20 protein-coding genes are annotated in these 20,488 nt (G+C 30.8%); 10 read left to right on the top strand and 10 right to left on the bottom strand.

Going from position 1 to position 20,488, the window contains the following annotated elements:
- Window position 1 precedes the first annotated feature (1 nt).
- Genes ACKTTC_RS20500 through ACKTTC_RS20490 form a run of 3 tightly spaced genes read left to right on the top strand, consistent with a single transcriptional unit; the run spans window position 2 to window position 3,960 of the window.
- The gene (locus ACKTTC_RS20500) at window positions 2-1,186 is read left to right on the top strand and encodes a glycosyltransferase family 4 protein (protein WP_408041745.1); all 1,185 of its coding nucleotides are present in this window, start codon (window positions 2-4) and stop codon (window positions 1,184-1,186) included.
- Window positions 1,183-2,463, top strand: coding sequence for a glycosyltransferase family 4 protein (locus ACKTTC_RS20495; RefSeq protein WP_408041744.1), 1,281 nt, complete (start codon window positions 1,183-1,185; stop codon window positions 2,461-2,463). Before ACKTTC_RS20500 ends, ACKTTC_RS20495 begins: the two co-directional genes overlap by 4 nt.
- A 6-nt stretch (window positions 2,464-2,469) precedes the next feature.
- On the top strand, window positions 2,470-3,960 hold the full coding sequence (locus ACKTTC_RS20490; RefSeq protein ID WP_408041743.1) for a lipopolysaccharide biosynthesis protein: 1,491 nt from the start codon (window positions 2,470-2,472) through the stop codon (window positions 3,958-3,960).
- A 118-nt stretch (window positions 3,961-4,078) separates the two neighbouring features.
- Here ACKTTC_RS20490 and ACKTTC_RS20485 read toward each other — a convergent pair whose 3' ends face one another.
- From ACKTTC_RS20485 to ACKTTC_RS20455, 7 genes are all read right to left on the bottom strand, one after another.
- Entirely contained in the window at window positions 4,079-4,693 is a 615-nt protein-coding gene (locus tag ACKTTC_RS20485) for a Crp/Fnr family transcriptional regulator (RefSeq protein ID WP_408041742.1), read from the bottom strand.
- A 32-nt stretch (window positions 4,694-4,725) separates the two neighbouring features.
- Entirely contained in the window at window positions 4,726-5,343 is a 618-nt protein-coding gene (locus ACKTTC_RS20480) for a WbqC family protein (protein WP_408041741.1), read from the bottom strand.
- 3 nt (window positions 5,344-5,346) lie between these two features.
- Window positions 5,347-6,921, bottom strand: a complete 1,575-nt coding sequence (gene lepB / locus ACKTTC_RS20475) for a signal peptidase I (protein ID WP_408041740.1) — start codon at window positions 6,919-6,921, stop codon at window positions 5,347-5,349.
- Window positions 6,922-6,994: 73 nt separating this feature from the next.
- Window positions 6,995-7,696 carry a 4-hydroxy-tetrahydrodipicolinate reductase gene (gene dapB / locus ACKTTC_RS20470; RefSeq protein WP_408041739.1) on the bottom strand — a complete coding sequence of 234 codons (702 nt, stop codon included), beginning with the start codon at window positions 7,694-7,696 and terminating at the stop codon, window positions 6,995-6,997.
- A 1-nt stretch (window position 7,697) separates the two neighbouring features.
- Window positions 7,698-8,297 (bottom strand): DUF5683 domain-containing protein, encoded by a 600-nt coding sequence (locus ACKTTC_RS20465; protein ID WP_408041738.1) that lies wholly within the window; start codon window positions 8,295-8,297, stop codon window positions 7,698-7,700.
- Entirely contained in the window at window positions 8,298-9,188 is an 891-nt protein-coding gene (locus ACKTTC_RS20460) for a ParB/RepB/Spo0J family partition protein (protein WP_408041737.1), read from the bottom strand.
- 6 nt (window positions 9,189-9,194) lie between these two features.
- On the bottom strand, window positions 9,195-9,956 hold the full coding sequence (locus ACKTTC_RS20455; protein WP_408041736.1) for a ParA family protein: 762 nt from the start codon (window positions 9,954-9,956) through the stop codon (window positions 9,195-9,197).
- A 283-nt stretch (window positions 9,957-10,239) separates the two neighbouring features.
- On the opposite strand from ACKTTC_RS20455, the gene ACKTTC_RS20450 reads away from it, so the two are divergent.
- The gene (locus ACKTTC_RS20450; RefSeq protein WP_408041735.1) at window positions 10,240-10,965 is read left to right on the top strand and encodes a hypothetical protein; all 726 of its coding nucleotides are present in this window, start codon (window positions 10,240-10,242) and stop codon (window positions 10,963-10,965) included.
- A gap of 58 nt (window positions 10,966-11,023) precedes the next feature.
- Entirely contained in the window at window positions 11,024-12,328 is a 1,305-nt protein-coding gene (locus ACKTTC_RS20445; protein ID WP_408041734.1) for a S8 family serine peptidase, read from the top strand.
- Window positions 12,329-12,384: 56 nt separating this feature from the next.
- On the opposite strand, the gene dnaN is transcribed toward ACKTTC_RS20445, so the two are convergent.
- Window positions 12,385-13,503 carry a DNA polymerase III subunit beta gene (dnaN, locus tag ACKTTC_RS20440; RefSeq protein ID WP_408041733.1) on the bottom strand — a complete coding sequence of 373 codons (1,119 nt, stop codon included), beginning with the start codon at window positions 13,501-13,503 and terminating at the stop codon, window positions 12,385-12,387.
- Window positions 13,504-13,594: 91 nt separating this feature from the next.
- A complete protein-coding gene (locus tag ACKTTC_RS20435) occupies window positions 13,595-14,548 on the bottom strand; it encodes a lipid A deacylase LpxR family protein (RefSeq protein WP_408041732.1) in 954 nt (317 codons plus the stop codon).
- Window positions 14,549-14,640: 92 nt separating this feature from the next.
- Here ACKTTC_RS20435 and ppk2 (ACKTTC_RS20430) point away from each other — a divergent pair, with 92 nt between their 5' ends.
- Window positions 14,641-15,498, top strand: coding sequence for a polyphosphate kinase 2 (gene ppk2 / locus ACKTTC_RS20430; protein WP_408041731.1), 858 nt, complete (start codon window positions 14,641-14,643; stop codon window positions 15,496-15,498).
- A gap of 1 nt (window position 15,499) precedes the next feature.
- Window positions 15,500-16,315: a polyphosphate kinase 2 gene (ppk2, locus tag ACKTTC_RS20425; RefSeq protein WP_408041730.1), complete on the top strand. Its 816-nt coding sequence runs from the start codon at window positions 15,500-15,502 to the stop codon at window positions 16,313-16,315.
- A 24-nt stretch (window positions 16,316-16,339) separates the two neighbouring features.
- On the opposite strand, the gene ACKTTC_RS20420 is transcribed toward ppk2 (ACKTTC_RS20425), so the two are convergent.
- On the bottom strand, window positions 16,340-16,993 hold the full coding sequence (locus ACKTTC_RS20420; RefSeq protein WP_408041729.1) for a low molecular weight phosphatase family protein: 654 nt from the start codon (window positions 16,991-16,993) through the stop codon (window positions 16,340-16,342).
- Window positions 16,994-17,102: 109 nt separating this feature from the next.
- Between ACKTTC_RS20420 and ACKTTC_RS20415 the strand changes: the two genes are divergently transcribed.
- The 3 genes from ACKTTC_RS20415 to ACKTTC_RS20405 form a co-directional block, all read left to right on the top strand.
- Window positions 17,103-17,648: a Smr/MutS family protein gene (locus ACKTTC_RS20415; protein ID WP_408041728.1), complete on the top strand. Its 546-nt coding sequence runs from the start codon at window positions 17,103-17,105 to the stop codon at window positions 17,646-17,648.
- 29 nt (window positions 17,649-17,677) lie between these two features.
- Window positions 17,678-18,817, top strand: a complete 1,140-nt coding sequence (locus ACKTTC_RS20410) for a cysteine desulfurase family protein (protein ID WP_408041727.1) — start codon at window positions 17,678-17,680, stop codon at window positions 18,815-18,817.
- A 438-nt stretch (window positions 18,818-19,255) separates the two neighbouring features.
- A partial coding sequence (locus ACKTTC_RS20405; protein ID WP_408041726.1) for a CUB domain-containing protein occupies window positions 19,256-20,488 on the top strand: 1,233 nt, incomplete at its 3' end.

Genomic DNA, 20,488 nt, shown 5'->3' with positions numbered 1-20,488 from the left:
GATGAAGATAGGGATGATATTGGATGATACATTTCCGCCTGATCCTAGGGTAGAAAATGAAGCTATTGAATTAATAAAAGAAGGACATGAAGTTTTTCTATTTTGTTTAACATATGGAGAGCAAAAACTAGAAGAAAAGATAAATGGAATAGAGGTGAAGCGTTATCCAAGTACTAAATTGATATATAAACTATCAGCTTTAGCATATACCATTCCTGTCTATTCTATGATAATGAAAAAGAAAATAGTACATTTTCTAACTACTTATAACATAGAAGCAATACATTGCCATGATATTCGTGTAGCAGAAGCAGTTTTTTGGGCTAATAAAAAACTAAAATTACCAGTTGTTTTAGACATGCACGATAATCTACCGGATAATATGAAGTATTATCCACACCTTCAGAAATTTCCGGGGAAATATATAATTTCACCAAAAAAATGGAAGGAGAAAGAGGCTGTTTTTATGGAAAAAGCAACAAAGATTGTTTCTGTTTCACAAGAGTTTGTAGATGAATTGATAGAAAGAACTCAGAAACCAGAAAAATTTTTACTAGTTCCTAACACGGTAAATGCAGCGTTTTATAATGAAGCAGTAATAAATAATGAAATAATTGATAGGTATCGTAATAATTTTTCGATGCTATATCTAGGAGATACCAATATTCGAAGAGGTTTGCTTACAGCAATAGATGCAATACCAGCACTTAAAGAGAGTATTCCTAGCATCAAATTAGTGATTGTTGGATCTAATACTACAGATTATATCTTAAAAAAGAGAGTAGCTGAATTAGGAATAGAAGCGTATGTAGATTTTCAAGGTTGGCAAGATTTAAAGCTCTTTCCTTCGTATATATTGGCAAGTGATATTTGTATTTCTCCATTACATCGTAGTAAACAGCACGATGTAGCATATGCTAATAAAATATTTCAGTACATGAGTTTAGCAAAACCCGTGTTAGCAAGTGATGCGATAGCTCAGAAAAAACTCATAGAAAAAGTAGATTCAGGCTTGATTTTTGAAGATAAAAACATTCCTGATTTTATAGAGAAAACAATAGAGTTATTTGAATCTGAAGATTTAAGAAAGAGATTAGGAGCAAATGGAGAAGATTTTATTAAAAATGACTTTAACTGGAGTGTAACGGCTAAAAACCTTATTACTTTATACAATAACATCAATTGAAAGTATTAATTATAACATATTATTGGCCACCAGCGGGAGGACCTGGAGTGCAACGTTGGCTTAAATTCGTAAAGTATTTAAGAAGTTTTGGTATAGAACCTGTAGTTTTTACAGCAGACAATCCATATTATCCTACATTAGATGCAACATTAAGTGATGATATTCCAGAAGGAATTGAAGTAATTAAATGTCCAATTTTTGAACCTAATAACATTGTAGCAAAGTTTAAAAAAAGTGAAGCGCAACAAAGTGCTGGTTTTTTAAATCCTAATCCTTCATTTTTTGCAAAAATCTTAATCTATATAAGAGCTAACTATTTTATACCCGATGCAAGAATGTTTTGGGTAAAGCCAGCTGTAAAAAAGCTAAAAAAATACCTTTCAGAAAATGAAATAGACCTTGTCATAACTACTGGTCCACCCCATAGTTTGCATTTAATAGGAATGCAATTAAAAGAAAAGTTAGGAGTTAAATGGTTAGCAGATTTTAGAGATCCATGGACAAGTATTGATTATTTTCATTTACTACCACTGACGAAAAGAGCGAGAAAAAAGCATTTTAAGTTAGAGGAAAAAGTGGTTAAAAGCGCAGATAGTGTTTTAATGGTTAGTAATCATGCAAAGAAAAAATATGAAGGTTTTAATTCTAAAATAAATGTAATAACTAATGGGTTTGATACAGAAGATAAATTGGAAGCCTCAAATATTTTAGATGAAAAATTCTCAATTACTCATATTGGCTCCATGAATTCTGAACGTAATCCTAGAAATTTATGGTATGCATTGAAAGAATTATCTGAAGAGATTGATGGATTTGGAAATGATTTAGAGCTTAAATTTATCGGTAAAGTAGATGAAATTATATTCAAGAATGAGATAGATTCAAGAAATTTTAAGCATGTTACTAAGATTAATTATGTACCACATATAAAAGCTAAACAATACCAAAGAGAGTCGCAAGTACTATTAATTGTTGTAAATGATTATCCTAGTGCTAAAGAAATGATTCCAGGAAAAACATTTGAGTATTTACAAGCAGGTAGACCAATTATAGGAATTGCTCCAGAAGATGGTGACTTAGCTGGTATTTTAAATGAAGCTGAAGCTGGTGTTGTTGCAGATTTTAAAAACAAAGCTAAAATTAAAACAGAAGTTTTACGACTATATAAACTCTATAAAGAAGATAAGTTAGAGGTTGATATTAAAAATCTAGATAATTTTCATAGAAGAAATCTAACAAAGAGATTATCTGGAATTATTAAAAACATGGTAAAATAATAGAGTTTGGGAATTATATTAAAACAATCGTTTAAGAATACAATTATAATATACCTAGGGTTTTTAATCGGAGGGTTGAATACTGTTTTCTTTTATCCAGATATTTTAGGGAGCGAGTTTCAAGGTATTGTTACAGTTCTTTTGTCGTATGCAAATTTAATAACACCTCTAATGGCGTTAGGTATACATTATACGATTGTTAAGTTTTTCTCATATTATAAAACAAAAGAAGAGCAAGACAAGTTTCTGTCATTAGCAATGATTGCGCCGCTTTTTGTAGCATTACCAGTTGGTTTTTTTTGGAGTAAAATTCAAGAATATATTGTAACAAATTTTATAGCTGCTCAAAATAGAGGACTAGAAGATTATACAGTAGTAATTTATATTATAGCAATTTGTTGTGCTTATTTCGAAGTTTTTTACGCTTGGGCAAAAGTTCATTTACAAACGGTATTAGGTAACTTTTTAAAAGAGTTTTATAATAGAGCCGTTATTATGCTCTTATTAATACTAGTGTTTTTCAAAATGATAACACCAGTTCAATTTATTTTTTCGTTAACAGGTTTTTATGTTTTAAGAACTTTAATTATGATGTTCTATGCGTTTAAAACCTATTTTCCTAAAGTAAACTTTAGCCTTCCTGAAAACTACAAGGAAGTCACTACTTTTTCATTGTTTATAATCTTGGCGGGAAGCGCAGGAGCAATGCTAATTGATATAGACAAAGTAATGGTGATTAGTAAAGAAACATTTAATGCTGCTGCCTACTATACTGTAGCTGTTTTTATTGGTTCTTTTATTGAAGCCCCTAGTAGAGCAATGAATCAAATATTACAGCCTTTAACTTCAAAATCACTAAATGAAAATAACGCAAGTGAAGTAGAAAGTCTTTATAAGAAGAGTTCTATTAATCTTTTAGTTGTAGGTGGATTATTTTTTCTATTAGTGAATTGTAATGTTGTAGAACTATTTAAATTAATGCCAAAAGGTTACGAACAAGGAGTGTTTGCAGTTCTATTAATATCTATAGCTAAGATGTACAATATGTTTTTAGGAAATAATGGGCCTATTATAGCAAATTCTAAATTCTATAAAATTACGTTACCTATTGGTGTTGGAGCTGCAATATTAGTTTATTGCTTAAATGTTCTTTTCTATCATAAAATAAATATGAATACAGACGGTTTAGCATTGGCTACATTACTAACTGTTATCATGTTAAACACGTTTAAATTGGTATTTGTTTATAGAAAAATGAAGATGAGTCCAATAACGAATAAAACATGGCTAGTCTTAAGTATAATTACAGTTTTTTTCATAGGCTTTTATTATTGGAACTTTAATGTACCAACATTCGAAGTATTTGGATTTGAAGTAAGTCCAATACTAAATATAATATTGAAAAGCATCTTAATTGTAAGTGCTTATTTAATAGTGATAATAAAACTTAAAGTATCTGATCAGATATCTTCACTAATTCAAAAAATATTAAAGTAAAAAGACTTGTTTTTAAAAAAGGGTAGACAAGTCTTTTTAAGGGGGGCGAAATAGGGATTATTTCACCGCAAATATATGGCAAATCAAAGAGTTAATTGATAAACATAGGTTTACAAATCTATTCAGAATATAACTTTTTGCGAATTCTGCTTAACTGAACAGGCGTAATATTTAAATAACTTGCTATTTGGTATTGAGGAATTAGGTTTTCGATGTTTGGAATACGTAATCTAAGTAGTTTATATCTATCAGTAGCATCGAGTAAAGAAAGTCTGTCTAATCGCTTTAAAAGCTGCAATAAAAGCGTTTGATTTATTCTATTGTAAAGAAAACAAATTTCGTGATTGGATTGGATGAGGTTTAAAAAATCTGAAAACTTACCTTCTAGCAGCAAGCAATCTGTTAAACACTTGTAATAATCTCTAGAAGGGCTGACATCCAAGTCTAGATTCGCTAAATTTGAATCTAAATAATAAAGATTGGTGAAGGCATAATTTTCAATATGAATTGTTCTAATATACTCTTTATCTTCACTAGCATTTCTAGAAAAACTAGCAACAATCCCTTCTTTTATAATATAGAATTTCGAAATATTGTCGTGTTCTCCTTTTATTAAAGTTTCCCCTCTTTTAAACTTTTTAGTTTTTACGATATTTGAAAACTGATGAATGGCTTCATCTGATACGTTATTCATATAAAAACTACAGAATGAAGCAATTAAATCGCTTTCCATAATAATATTTTAATGTTAAGTTAGTTGTCTATCTACAATAGTCTTACCGTATCTAATAAAGTCAATGCATTAGGACCTTCCATAAAAAGTAGATCTAAGATTGATAAATTAGAAATAAACCCATGTTTGTCATCAAACATTTGGGTATAAGTGTCCATTTCTATTGATATACTACCACTCTTAGCAATTGAAAAATCCCTATAATCGCCCGCCAATGGAGTTATTTCATATTGATTTGTTCGTGAAAAATCTTGACTAATTTGTAAAGCATCCGTAACAAATAAATACGTATCAATATTTAAGTCAACTAAATATACATATTTTTTGTTGAAAATTTTAAAAATATCTTCTTCAAAAAATTCGAAGTATGGAGAAGATCTGTAAGCAGCTTTTAAAGATTTGAAATGTTGACTTTGCCAAGGAAAGTCATTTTCAACAAGTGTATCTTTTGTTTTTTTTCGTCCAACACTTGAACGATGTTTAATTGGAATGTTTAAAGAAAGTTTACCATTGGCTCCATATATATAACACCTATTTCTATAGGTTTGTTTCTGAAAATTATCTTCAAGTTCAAAAGTAATATTATCAGCTCTCGTAATAAATGCATACTGACTAATAGGTGAAAAATATGTAGGAATAAAAAGTGCCAAACGCTATGCTTTTTTCTTTTTAGGTTTAAATACAAAGAATAAAATTAGAATAGCAGAAATAATTCCAATCCAGAAATAAGATTTTGTTTCCCCATTACTAACTGTTGTAAACATTCTTTCCCAACGAATTCTTCCGGTTTCATTATCGCGACTAAACCATATCATTACTGGTTTACCAATAACATGATCAAAAGGAACATAACCCCACGCTCTCGCATCTAATGAGTTCTGACGGTTATCTCCCATCATCCAATAGTAATCTTGTTTAAAAGTATAGGTATCTGCTTTTTTACCGTTAATATAAATATCGTCGTTTAAAATGGTCAAATCATTCTTCTCATATTCACGAATAAGACGTTTGTAAAAAGGAATAGATTTATGATTTAAGGCCACAGTAACTCCTTTTTTAGGAATATAAATCGGACCAAAATTATCTACATTCCATTTATATAATGGGCTTTGTGGGAATAAATCTTCATTTTGATATCCTTTAGGAAGAATTCTTTTTGTAATACTTTTTACAATCGGGTTCTTAGCCATCAAAGCAGCTTCTTCATCTGTTAGGTTTAGATAATATTCACCTGTTTGTTGGTTGTATCTAATTTCATTTTTCCTAACATTATACCTTTTGTAAAATGCATCGCTAAGTTGTTGACCACCTGTATTTACAATATGATACCATTGCGGTTTTGCACTTTTAGGAAGAATAGAGCGTTTTCCATTAATAAAAATATAACCATCTCTAATCTCTAAACTATCTCCAGGTGCTCCAACACATCTCTTAACTAAGTTCGTTTTTTTATCAATAGGCTTGTAATATGTTCTGTCAGGATGAAAATCATTCATGTCTAACAAAGTATCTGCAGGTTGCCCAAAAACAACAATATCGTTTCGTTTAATTTTAGTTAACCCTGGAAGTCTTAAATAAGGTAATTGAAGTTTGTTAATTAAAGAAGTATTACGCTCTTCATAATTGTCGTTAAATAAGTATGATTTTGCCTTTAATCCTGGAATAGTATCGTGAATCATAGGTAAGGATACTGTAGACATTGGAACACGAGCTCCGTAGTGGAATTTACTTACAAACAAATAATCGCCAATAAGTAATGTTTTTTCTAAAGAAGAAGAAGGTATTACATATGGACGAATAAAGTAGTTATGTACTATTGTAGCAGCAATTACAGCAAAAGCAATAGAGCTAATCCATTCACCAGCTGCGCTAGGTGCTTTTAAACTTCTGTCTTTATCATAAACTGGTTCCGCAAAATAATTAATATAGTAGATATAAAAACCTAAAGTTACAATTGCCAATATACTGTCTTTGGTAGTTTTAAAACCAAAACTTCTACAAGTTTCAATCCATACTACTGGGAACATAATTAAATTAACTATTGGAACGAATAGTAATAAAATCCACCATTTTGGTCTTTTAATAATAGACATTAAAACTACAGCATTATATACCGGTATTAAAGCTTCCCAAGCTTTTCTACCAGCAGCTTTATATAATTTCCATGTTCCTAAAAAATGAATTACTTGTACTACTAAAAATAGTATAAACCAACCAGTCAATGACATAATTTCTTTAGTTTAATTTTTTATAAATAGATAAGACGCGTGTTGGTCTTAATCGTTATCAATTTTTTGTTTTTTAACCTATGTTTAACACATCTCTCATAGTGAACACACCTTGCTTGTCCTTTAACCATTCAGCAGCAATTACAGCTCCTAAAGCAAAGCCTTTTCTATTATGAGCGGTATGTTTAATTTCTATGCTATCTACTTCAGAATCGTATTGTATGGTATGTGTACCTGGCACTTCTGGTGTTCGAATAGCCTTTATAGGAATAATTTCATCAGATGATTTTCTGTCTAATTCCCATCCACTTTTATCGGTATTTCCAATAATTCCTTCCGCAAGTGTAATAGCAGTACCACTAGGAGCATCTAGCTTTTTAGTATGATGAATTTCTTCAATACTTATATCATATTGATTTTGCAATTTCATCATTTTAGCAAGTTGTCTGTTCAACTCAAAGAAAATGTTTACCCCTAAACTAAAATTAGAAGCATAGATAAATGCTCCTTTTTTAGTTTCACATAATTGAATAACATCGTCGTATTCATCTAACCAACCAGTGGTTCCAGATACAACAGGTACATTGTGTTCTATACAATTAGAAATGTTACCAAAAGCAGCTGTAGGAATACTAAAATCTATAGCAACATCTGCATCAGTAATTTGGTAAGTATCGTCTCCAGAGGTTTTAATAACAATTTCATGTCCTCTTTCTAGGGCAATTTTTTCTATTTCTTTACCCATTCTACCATAACCTAGTAAGGCTAATTTCATATTAAAAAGAATATTTAAGAGTTAAACCTACTTTAGGAGAGTTTTCAAAATAACTTCGATCAGGTATTGCTGAAGGACTTAAAGTAAGTGTATCAGAATCATCAAACTGAATTAAATGTGCAGTAACACTAGCTTCTACAATTTGTAATACATAAATTAAAACTGTAGTTAATAAAGATAAATCTCTATTTTGACGTAATTGACTTTGAGCACTTTCTAATCCAGCATCAGAAATTATTTGAGTACCATCTGGATTCGTAAATTCATCTGGTAAACCAGCTTTACGTCTTCTAAAAGCTGTTCTAACACGATCGTATTGATTACTATTATCAATATAAAAATAAATACTAGTTGCCATTCCTCCATAAATCAATGGTAATTGCCACCAATATCTGTTATTGTAAATTTGACCTGCACCAGGAAAAATAGCCGAATAAAATGCAGCTCTAGATGGCGACAAAGGATTGTAATCTACTTTTTGTAGTTGTGAAACTGTAATAGATCGTTTGGTAGTTTTTATCGAATCTTTTTGTTGCTGAGCAAAAATAGCAACAGTTGTAAAAAAGAAGGCAAAAACAAATATGTGAAAAGATCTTTTCAATTACTCTAATAATTTTTTGATGCGATTAAAGTCGTCAATAGATTTAAAAGGAATTGAAATTTTTCCTTTTCCTTTATTGTTAACAGTAACGTCAATTTTAGTGTCAAAAAAATCTGTAAGTCCTTTTAAACTACTAGAAATTTCAGCAGGTAGTGCTTTTTTCTTAGTGTCAGGTTTTGGGATTTTTCCAGTTTTTAAAACACGAACTAAATCTTCCGTTTGTCTAACAGATAATTTATCACGTAAAATTTTCTCGTAAATGTTTATCTGATCTGTTTCACTTTCAACATTAATAAGTGCTCTACCATGTCCCATAGAAATGAAACCATCTCTCATTCCAGTTTGGATGATAGGGTCTAATTTTAATAATCGTAAGTAATTTGTTACTGTAGAACGTTTTTTACCTACTCTAACACTTAACTCTTCTTGAGTTAACTTAATTTCATCAATTAATCGTTGGTATGATAAAGCTACTTCAATAGGATCAAGATTTTTACGTTGAATATTTTCAACTAATGCCATTTCTAGCATTTCCTGATCATTAGCAATTCTAATATAAGCAGGTACAGTTTCCTTACCAATTAATTTAGAAGCTCTAAATCTTCGCTCTCCAGAAACAAGTTGAAATTTGTCTTCTGCTAACTTTCGAACAGTAATAGGTTGAATAACCCCTAATTCTCTAATAGAAGCTGCTAATTCATTTAACGCTTCTTCATCGAAATAAGTACGTGGTTGGAAAGGATTTACCTCAATTAATTTTAAATCAATTTCAATAATACTCCCAACAACTTTGTCAGCATTTTCATCAGATGCTGAATTTACTTCTGCAGTTTCTTTTAACAAAGCAGATAATCCTCTTCCTAAAGCTTGCTTCCTTGTTGCTTTTGCCATTGTATCTTAATTCTTATTAATAATTTCGTTCGCTAAGTTAATATAATTCACAGCACCTTTACTTGTAGCATCGTATGAAATAATGCTTTCTCCATAACTTGGTGCTTCACTTAATCGAATATTTCTGTGTACTACTGTGTCAAATACCATAGAGCTAAAATGCTTTCTAACTTCGTCTACTACTTGGTTAGATAAACGTAAACGAGCATCGTACATTGTTAGTAATAAACCTTCAATTTCTAACTCTTTGTTATGAATCTTTTGTACACTTTTTATTGTGTTTAATAACTTACCTAAACCTTCAAGTGCAAAATATTCACATTGAATAGGAATAATTACAGAATTAGCGGCAACTAAAGAGTTTAATGTAATTAAACCTAAAGAAGGAGCACAATCTATTAATACGTAATCATATTCTTCAGTAAGTTCGCTTAATGCTTTTTTAAGCATGTATTCACGTTCTAATTTATCTACCAATTCAATTTCAATGGCAACTAAATCAATATGGGCAGGAATTAAATCTACATTTGGGGATTCTGTTTTTATAATAGTGTCTTTAACAGAAGATGTATGCTCTAATACCTGATACGTACCAAACTCAACAGTTTCTACGTCTATACCTAATCCAGAGGTAGCATTTGCCTGAGGATCTGCATCAATTAACAAAACTTTCTTTTCTAGCACTCCCAGAGCAGCTGCTAAGTTTACTGAAGTAGTTGTTTTACCTACTCCACCTTTTTGATTTGCAATTGCTATAATTTTTCCCATACTTTTTATGTATTTACAGAACGTAAAAATACAATTATTTATGACTTATTAAAGTTTAAAATATTAACAAAAAAAGTTAAATCAAAAAGCACATGACTTCACTGGTTTTTTTCTGAGTGTTTTTCCTTTCTATAAACTAGGACTAATCATTACATCTTCATTGTGTTCGCTATTTATGTTTGCAGTGTTCTTTTAAAAGAAAAAGAAAGGAATTGATCAGCCTTTACCAACGCGGAAACCGAAAAGCGTATGAGTAGGTAACATCATTTTAAATTTAACAACAATGAAAAACTTTAAAACAAAATTAGTAACTACTTTATCAATTGTAGGATTTTTTACAATGTCATTATTTTTTAATTCTTGCTCAGATGAATCTGTTGCACAAGTAGAAGAAAATAGTATTCAAGAAGAATTAGGAAAATTTCAAAAAGAATTAAAAATCTTTGATGAGAATCAGGAAAACTCTGTTGTAGTACTCATAGGATCAGATGATCAATCGGTACTTAACATGTGGACTGCAAAGAATTTTAATTTGAAACTTATTGATAAAAATCAATCATTAGAAGATGTTTATGCTACAGATCAAGATGAAAGTAGAGCAAATAATTATAATGAAGATGATTCTGATGAAGTAGCTGCTGAAATTTCTTACACAATTCTTAGTAAGCAAATAAATGCAGGAAATAAAAGAATTATTTTAGAAGAAGTACCTCCGTATAATGAAGACATGAGAGGGTGGTCTTATTCTACTCATTATAGTGTTGCAGATACTTCGTCAGATCATACAGTAACCGTAAATGTTTTTGGGCGTAATGCATGGAAAAGAGGTTATTATGGAGTACAGTATAAAAGATATTCTTACAGTGGTTGGAGTACAATAGTGAGTGAGTGGAAGCGAATTAAAAATAATGAAACTGCTTCTCATACAGAAACTCCTTGTTATAGAATGAAAGCTAGAAGAAAATATAAAGGAACTAATAATTCAGTAATCATTGAAATTGAAGAATAAGAATAGAAAGACAGAAAAACAGGCGATTATATTTCGCCTGTTTTTGTTTTGTTGCACGTTGTTTGGAGTACAAGAAATAATTAATGCTCAAAACTTTGAAAAAATTCAATTTTATGAAGCATTAAAGGTTTTAGAAAAAGTAGAAAAAACTCCAAAATCTCCAGTAATAGCAATTATTGATGGAGCTGTTAGGAAGGAATTGTTCTCAGAAACTGTTTTTTGGACAAATATTCATGAAATTCCAAATAATAATATTGATGATGATGGAAATGGGTATGTAGATGATTATGAAGGTTGGAATTTTTCTAACGATACAAACGATGTAATAAATAATGGGTTAGGAGATTGGCATGGAACACCAGTTTTTAGTTTAGTAAATAGATTGGTGTCTAGTGCACAAAAAATTAAACTAATGAATCTAGTAAAAGGAGATAAGATTGATGAAGTTTTAGAGTCTCTGCGTTATGTCTTATCTATGCGGAAAAAGTATAATGAAACTGGAGGAAAAGAAGGTGCATTTATTGTAGCTGTAAATTGTTCTTGGGGTAAGAATATGCTATGGGCTGCTGATTTTCCTGAATGGTGCAGTATTTATAATGAGTTAGGAGAACAAGGTGTACTAGTAGTTTCTTCTGTACCTAATAATAACATCAATGTAGATGAAGTAGGAGATATGCCTTCGACATGTAGGAGTGAATATTTACTAACCGTAACTAATGTTAACAAACTAGATGAAAAAGTAGTAGAAGCTGCATATGGTAGCTATTCTGTAGATATTGCAGCACCTGGTGATCGAAGCGTTACATTGCTAAATTCAGGTGAATATGGAGTTTTTGGAGGGACTTCTGCAGCTGCGCCTTATGTGAGTGGTACAATTGGACTTTTATATACAGTTTTTATTGAGCAATTTCAAAATGATATCATAGAAAGACCACAAGAAACAGCATTGTTAATAAAACAACTCATTTTAGAAGGAAGCGACAAAAGTGTTTCATTAGAAAACATAATAACTTCAGAAGGCAGATTAAACGTGTTTAAAAGCGTAAAATTATTATTAGATGAATATGGAGAAAATGAAAAATATGAAGCTGTTTTTAGTGATTTAAATATTCAGAAAATATATCCCAACCCAGTTAAAAACAATTGTAAGCTTTTAATTGAATCAGATAGGAGTGAAGAGGTAAGTATTTCAATAATTGATATAAACGGATTAATAGTGGAAACGTTTAGTGATTTTACAATTAAAGGAATAAAGGAAGTACTAATAAATTTGGCAGATTTTCAACTTAGTAGAGGAATTTATTTTTTACAGGTAAGAAATGAATCAAATCTTTACGATACAACTAAAATGATTGTAAAATAAAAAACACAGCCTTTTAAAAGCTGTGTTTTACTATTATATTTTATAAAATGTTTATGCTATCCGTTTAACATTACTGGCATAACTAACATTGTTACGTGTTCTCCATCTTCAGTTCCATCTATAGGAGTTAAGATTCCCGCTCTATTTGGTAAACTCATCTCTAGTTGAACATCGTTAGCATTTAAATTGTTTAACATCTCACTAAGGAAACGAGAGTTGAAACCAATTTGCATGTCATCTCCTTGGTAATCACAGCTTAAACGCTCATCTGCCTTGTTGGCATAATCTAAATCTTCAGCTGAAATATTTAATTCAGTACCCGCCATTTTTAAACGAATTTGGTGTGTAGTCTTACTAGAGAAGATCGATACACGGCGTACTGAGTTTAAGAAAGAAGCTCTATCTACAGTTAATTTATTAGGGTTTTCCTTTGGAATTACAGCTTCGTAATTTGGATACTTTCCATCAATTAAACGACAAACTAAAACTACATTATCAAAAGTAAACTTAGCATTAGTATCGTTATATTCAACTAAAACATTGTCTTCAACTCCACCTAAAATACCCTTTAGCAAGTTAAGTGGTTTTTTAGGCATAATGAATTCTGCAGACTTATCAGCAGAAACATCTGTTCTAGTATATTTTACTAATTTATGTGCATCTGTAGCTACAAATGTTAATTCTTTAGAATTGAACTGGAAAAACACTCCACTCATCACAGGTCTTAAATCATCATTACCAGCAGCAAAAATCGTTTTCGAAATAGCTGTAGATAAAACATGCGCAGGAATCTCTGTACTTGTAGGTGAAGGAAGTTCAATGGCTTTTGGAAACTCATCCCCATTATAAAAAGCCATGTCATATTTACCTTGTTCAGAACTTATTTCTATAGTATTCTCTCCTTCAGTCTTAAAAGTTAAAGGCTGATCTGGAAATGTTTTCAAGGTATCTAATAATAATCTAGCATTAATAGCTATAGATCCAGTATCGGTACTTTCAACATTAACAATTGCGCTCATGGTTGTCTCCAAGTCAGAAGCAGAAGCTTTTAATTCGTTTTCAGATAATTCAAATAAGAAATTATCTAAGATTGGTAACGTATTATTACTATTAATAACCCCACCTAAAACCTGCAATTGTTTTAATAAATGTGAGCTAGATACAATAAATTTCATTTGTTCTTTCTAAAGTAGTTTGTTGTACAAAGATATTCTATTCAATCAATTTTTAAAATTAATTTATCAACACTTTTGTACTTTTTGTTTATTAGTTAAATAAATAATTGATTTGTATTCCGCCATAGAAATTATGTCGTGATACATTTTCGCTTTCTAATTTTTTGGTATGATGTACTATCATATATTTAAAATTAAATCTGTTTGTGGTAAACCAAAAACCAACTTCAGTCGTTAATACTAAAGGTCTTACATCATAAGTAATAATACTGTTGTCGTTCAAAAAACTTCCTTCAATTGTAGCATCATATAAGGTGTATCTTAGCATCGGATTAATGTAAAAAAACAGCTCTTTTTCATTGTTAGTTTCAGTAGCGTCATTGTTTAAATTACTATTAAAAGCAACAGAATTTGCTGCTTTTTGTAGAGGTTTTATACCAATTCTACCATGAAAACCTGTTGAAACATCAGTAAAAACCGTTCCTAAAGTGGCCTCATTCTTCCAATTTAAATCAAAATATTTATTAGAAGATGCAGTAAGTTCCTTAAGATATTCTGCTTTAAAATTGAGAGCAAAAGCATCTTTAATTTGGTATTTCCATCCAGTTGCTGGAGCAAAACCATAAATATTATGAACAAACTCCATAGATTCTTCTCCAAAAGCGGAGGGACCAATAACACCTATTTCTCCTGAAAGTCCGAAGTAAGTATTGTTTTTATAGAAATTTCGAAAGCCAAAACCGGCGTATAAATAAGCTGCAAAAGGTCTGTCATGCTCGCGAATATCTCGGACGTTTGCTTTAAAAGGACTATACATGCGTTGTCCTAATTGTATTGAATAGATTTTTTTGAGTTGATCTTCAGAAGCTTTTTTACTCATATAATTATATGATAAGAAAACTCCATTTGTATAGTATCTATCTTGAGATGTAGATATGTATAAATCGTTGTCATTTATAATATTAAATGAGCTGCTATATTTCACTTGAGAAATACAATTTAAAGCATTGATAAATAACAATGTTAGTAAAAAACTTTTTTTCATAAACAAAATGTACCGTCTAAAGATAGTGAAATAACAAAAAAATAATAAGATTCTTACTAAGAATTTATACTTTAGTAATTCATTAACACACTATGAAGGATACGCCTAGATTAACCATTCAAGACTTTGAGGAAATTAAAAGCAATGAAGAGTTGTTAGCTTTAATAGCAGAAAAAGAAATCCCTTTTAAAAAAGTAGAAAAAGATTTGATTTACGAGCAGGAGCTAAGATGTTTGCAGATTGAATTGGTAAAACTACAACAATGGATTGCTAAAAATAACAAAAGAGTAGCTGTTATTTTTGAAGGTAGAGATGCTGCTGGTAAGGGAGGAAATATCAGGCGTTTTATGGAGCATTTAAATCCACGTTCTTCTCGTTTGGTTGCTTTAAATAAACCAACTGAAGTAGAAAGAGGGCAGTGGTATTTTCAACGTTATATTAAAGAACTACCAAATCCAGGTGAAATTGTGTTTTTTGATAGAAGTTGGTATAATAGAGCGGTAGTAGAGCCAGTAATGGGCTTTTGTACAGAAGCGCAATACCGAAAGTTTTTAGTGCAGGTTCCTGAGTTTGAACACATGCTATATGAAGATGGGATTTTAGTAATAAAGTTTTGGTTATCAATTTCAAAAAAAGAACAATTAAAACGTTTTGAGGCACGAAAAGGAAATCCTTTAAAACATTGGAAATTTAGTCCAGTAGATAAAAAAGGGCAAGAGTTATGGGACAGATACACCTATTATAAAGGAGAGATGTTTACAAATACACATACAACATACTGTCCTTGGACAATTATTAAAACGAACAGAAAAAAGACGGCTAGATTAGAAGCGATAAGACATGTACTGTCTAAATTCGATTATGATGGAAAAGAAGATGCTATGATTAATTTAAATCCAGATCCTAATGTAGTAATGCGTTATTTCAGATCTGTAAAACAAAACGATTAAAATGACTGTAAATAATATGAATCCTCACAATACGGAATTTAAATTGACAGAGCAGGATGCAGAAAAGCTTAATTCTAAAGAAGGTTTATTAGCAATGCTTTCTAGAGAGCCATATAATGTAGAAAGAGCATTACGTTATGTTAACTATTTGCAGAAATTAGAAAAACTTCAAGTAGAATTAATTAGACTACAAACTTGGGCGATAGAAAACAATGAACGAATTATAATATTGTTCGAAGGGCGTGATGCAGCTGGTAAAGGTGGTGCTATTCGTAGGATTACAGAAAGAATTAATCCTAGACATATGAGAATTGTAGCGTTACCCAAACCTAGTGAAGAACAAACTACGCAATGGTATTTTCAACGTTATGTAGAACAGTTCCCAAAAGCAGGAGAGTTAGTGTTATTTGATAGGAGCTGGTATAATAGAGCTGTAGTAGAGCCTGTAAATGGATTCTGTACAGAAGAAGAGTATAAGGTTTTTATGAAACAGGTAAATGGTTTCGAAAAAATGATCTTACAATCTGGGATTCGTTTGGTAAAAATTTACATGTCTATTTCTAAAAAAGAGCAGCAAAAGCGTTTTGATGAAATAAAAAATGATCCATTAAAACAATGGAAAATGACAGCTGTAGATGAAAGAGCACAAGAGTTATGGGACGATTATACAGCCTATAAAAAGAAAATGTTTAAGAAAACAAACACAGAACTATCACCTTGGAAAATAATTAGAGCTAATAGAAAAACTGAGGCTCGAATTACATGTATAGAGCATATTTTGGACAGTATTCCTTACGATAAATCAATAGAGATTTAAGAATTAGTATAAGAAAATAGAAAATTAAATTGCTGTATTTTCTTCATCAAGAAGCCTTTTTACTTCTTCAAAAATTACGAATAATTCTCCAGCAATTTGTTTACTGGTTGTCAGATATTTTTCGCTTTGAGATTCTGTATTGTCTGCAAGTTTAGGGTCTACATATGGCAAATGAAAACGATGAATTGCATCAGGAATAAAAGGGCAATTTTCATCAGCGCTATCACAAGTAGTAATTGCTATATATGGATAGCTATTATTCTCATCATCATATGTTTTAGAAAAACCTAAGATCGAATCTTTAGAACCAGCAAAAGAGATTAAATAACGAGGGTTTTGATGCGAGAAATCATCAACATTAAATTCAAATCCTGTTTTTTGCAAAGACTTCACTGTGTTACGATGAAAAGTAGTAACTTCAGTACCACCAGAAAAAGGAAAAAGATTTTTTAATTGAAAATAATTAATTGCGTAAAAAGCCCAAACTTGCGCCATTTGACTACGACGTGAATTATGAGTACAAATAAAATTTAAATTAATTTTATCACGATCTTCAAACTCTTCAATAATAGTATCTGAAATAGAGAATAGTAGCTCTTTTCTTTCTTCTGTAAGAACTATATCGTTCTTTGCATTTTCAAAAAAATCTTTAGTGGTAGTATAACTGTTTTTTATCATTATAATTTTTACGCTTGTTAACCGGGGGTTTAGTGTATTTTTGTACAATAATTAATTAGTGCAAAATTAAGGAACTAAAAAGGTATCTATTTTTAAGATAAGGTTAAGTATGTGTTTAGAAATCGGTAATAAAGTAGCTGTTTTAGATGATGTTGTTGAAGGAATCGTAATAAAAATCGAAAAGAATAACATATTAATCAAGACTAGTGATGATATGGAATTGTGGTTTTTTTCATCAGAATTGGTGAAAATAGGAGTAGACCAAGGTGAATTATTAAAAACTACAAAAGTTTCATCTCAATTATTAAAAAGTAAAATTCAAGTAGAGAAAAAAACGAAAAAAAATACCTTTAAAAAACGAAAGAACGAAATTGTAATGGAAGTGGATTTGCATGCAGAAAAGCTAGTGAAATCGACAAAAGGACTTGATAATTATGATATTCTATCGATACAATTAGAAACGGCAAAAAGAAAATTAGAATACTGTATAGAAAAGAAAATTTCAAAAATAGTTTTTATACATGGAGTTGGAGAAGGAGTTTTAAAAGCCGAACTACAATATTTGTTTAATAAATACCCTGTAGAATATCAAGATGCTTCTTATCAAAAATATGGTATGGGAGCAACAGAAGTATATGTTTTTCAAAATTCTTAATAGTACCTTTGCCTAATAAAGAAATGGATATGAAAACAATTTATTTTGATAATGCTGCTACTACACCAATGCTTTCAGAAGTTATAACAGTAATGCAAGAAGCAATGGAGACAAACTACGGTAACCCATCTTCTACACATCAAATGGGAAGAAAGGCTAAAGTGGTAGTAGAAACTGCAAGAAAAAAAATAGCTAAACAGTTAAAAGTTACAGCAAAAGAAATTGTTTTTGTGTCTAGTGGAACTGAAGGAAATAATCTGATACTCAATAATGCGGTTAAAAACCTTAATATTGAAAGAATTGTTACTACAAAAATAGAACATCATGCAGTTTTAAATGTTGTAGAAAACCTTAGAAGTGAACATGGAATCGAAATTGTATACCTTCCTGTAAACAAAAATGGAGAAGTAGATATAGAAGTACTTAAATTGGTTTTGTTAGAAAATGACAAAAAAACGATGGTAAGTTTAATGATGGTGAATAATGAGATAGGTAATATTTTACCTGTCAAAGAAGTCTCAGAAATTTGTCAAGAAAGCAAAGCGTTATTGCATACAGATGCTGTGCAGGCTGTGGGGCATATAGATATCAATCTGGAAAAATATCCTGTTGACTTTTTAGTAGCGAGTGCTCATAAATTTCATGGGCCTAAAGGAATAGGTTTTGTATATTTTAATGATAAACATATTGTTAAGCCTATGTTACTTGGAGGAAATCAAGAAAAAGGTATACGATCAAGTACTGAAAATGTACATGGAATTTTGGGGATGGAAAAAGCCTTGGAAATGTCATTGCAAAATTTAGAGACTAATAAAGAGTACGTATTAAGTCTCAAAAAGTATTTTTGCGAGAAATTGAAAGAAGTGTTTCAAGATGTATCATTTAATGGAAATTCTTCAGATGCTGAAAAATCAAGCCCTTATATTTTGAATGTACGTTTTCCGATTTCTGATAAAATGCTGTTGTTCAATTTAGATTTGTCAGGTGTAATGGCTTCAAGTGGTAGTGCTTGTCAAAGTGGAGGGAAAAAAGTTTCGCATGTTTTAAAAGAAATGCTAGATGAAGATGAATTAAATAAAACTTCAATACGATTTTCATTCAGTAAATTTTCTACGAAAGAACAGGTAGAAACCGTGATAGATAAAATTAAACTTCTATTAAAAAAATAAATTGTTTTAAAAGAGTTTCGTAAAAGTAACTTAAAATGAATTATAGCAACTTCGTTAGGTTTTACAATGATTTAATATTATGCTGTATTTTCTTTGTATTCCTTAATATTACTATTACTTACTGGGGATAAACACTATTTGTGTGAAAAAGAAGAAGGAAATATTTTTAATTAACATACTTTAACAAAAAAAAATATATATATTTGTTAAGGTTACGTTCCCCCGTTATCAGGAAGTTTTGTATAACTTGCTCGATATGGGTTCTTTAGCTTTGAATGTCTGAGACAGGGAATGTAAGTTATTTTTATTTTATACTTCACGTCAACTTTTTAATCTAACATCCATATTTTTTTGAGTATCTAATTGTATTAGTTTCTGATAGCTACCAATGGGAACGTTATAGGGGATAAGTTTTCAACATTTAAAAGTTATCATTATATGGGGGACTTTTACAATTTTAAAGTAAGACTGATTTTGTTGGTCTTACTTGCATCTTTTTTTAATGTTTTATCACAAGAATATCCTATTTCAGGAAGTGATCAAACAGTATGTAGTGGGGTTTTTGTTGATTCGGGGGGATCTACAGGTGATTATGGAATAAATGAAAACCATAATTTTACATTAACTTCTGCTACGGGGGGGAATTTAGTAGTGGATTTTACTTCTTTTTTAGTGGAGAATAACCTAGACTGCTTTTTTGATAGATTAGAGATATACAATGGAAATACAGCAGTAGCAGCAAACTTAATTGGTATTTATTGTGGAGGTAGTCCACCTGGAACAATAATATCTTCTGGGGCGCAATTACATTTCGTTTTTGCATCAGATAACTTATTCTCTTCAGGAGGATGGGAGGCAACTATTTCTTGCTTGTCAGAAGAGCCTATTTTACATGAAATTCCAAATTGTGGGGGAACAGTATATGAATTGAATTGGGACACAAGTTCGCCAAATGGTGTAAATGAATTTGATTGGACGCCAGATGGGGCTTTAACAAATACATTTACAAATGTAGATGGGTCAGGTGTGAATATTACACACACTTTTTCGGGAGAAACAGGAAGTTTAGAGGAATGGAATTTTGCAGGGGGACCTGATACGCCAGATGTTGCGACTGATGCTTCAGGAAGTACTACAAATGAAGTTTTACAGTTTTTTACAACAGGTTTTACAGCAGGAGGAAACATAACGCAAACTATTAGTTTTAGTTCTAATGTTTATTCATTTGGATTTGATTTGTATCATATTAATGGTTTAGGAGCTAATGGAGATTCATTTACAATAACAGCTTTAGATGGTGATGGTAATACAATTTTTCCTACATTCACGAATTCGGCTACACCGTCTTATACCTCCGATAATAGCACAGGTATAGTCAATGCAACAGGAGGTTCTACTACCGGAGATAACGATCAAGTAGGGGTAAATTTTCAAGATGTAGATGGAATTGCTAGTATTACAATTGTATGGGAAGATTGTACAACTTGTTCTAGTGGGAATGTTCATGGTTCAGGTATTGGAAGCTTTGACTTTTGTACTGATTTCATTCCTGAAGCAAATAATGATGTGGCTACTGTTTTGGAAGATAATACAATAGATATAGCAGTAGTAAGCAATGATGATTTTGGAGGTGATGGTCCGAGTAGTACAGACATTACAATTACTTCAGGC

The sequence above is a fragment of the Tenacibaculum amylolyticum genome (assembly GCF_964511145.1).
In the GTDB taxonomy this organism is placed as follows: Bacteria; Bacteroidota; Bacteroidia; order Flavobacteriales; family Flavobacteriaceae; genus Polaribacter; species Polaribacter amylolyticum.
Note: the sequence above shows the minus strand (reverse complement) of the source record. Positions and strands in the feature narration are given on the sequence as shown.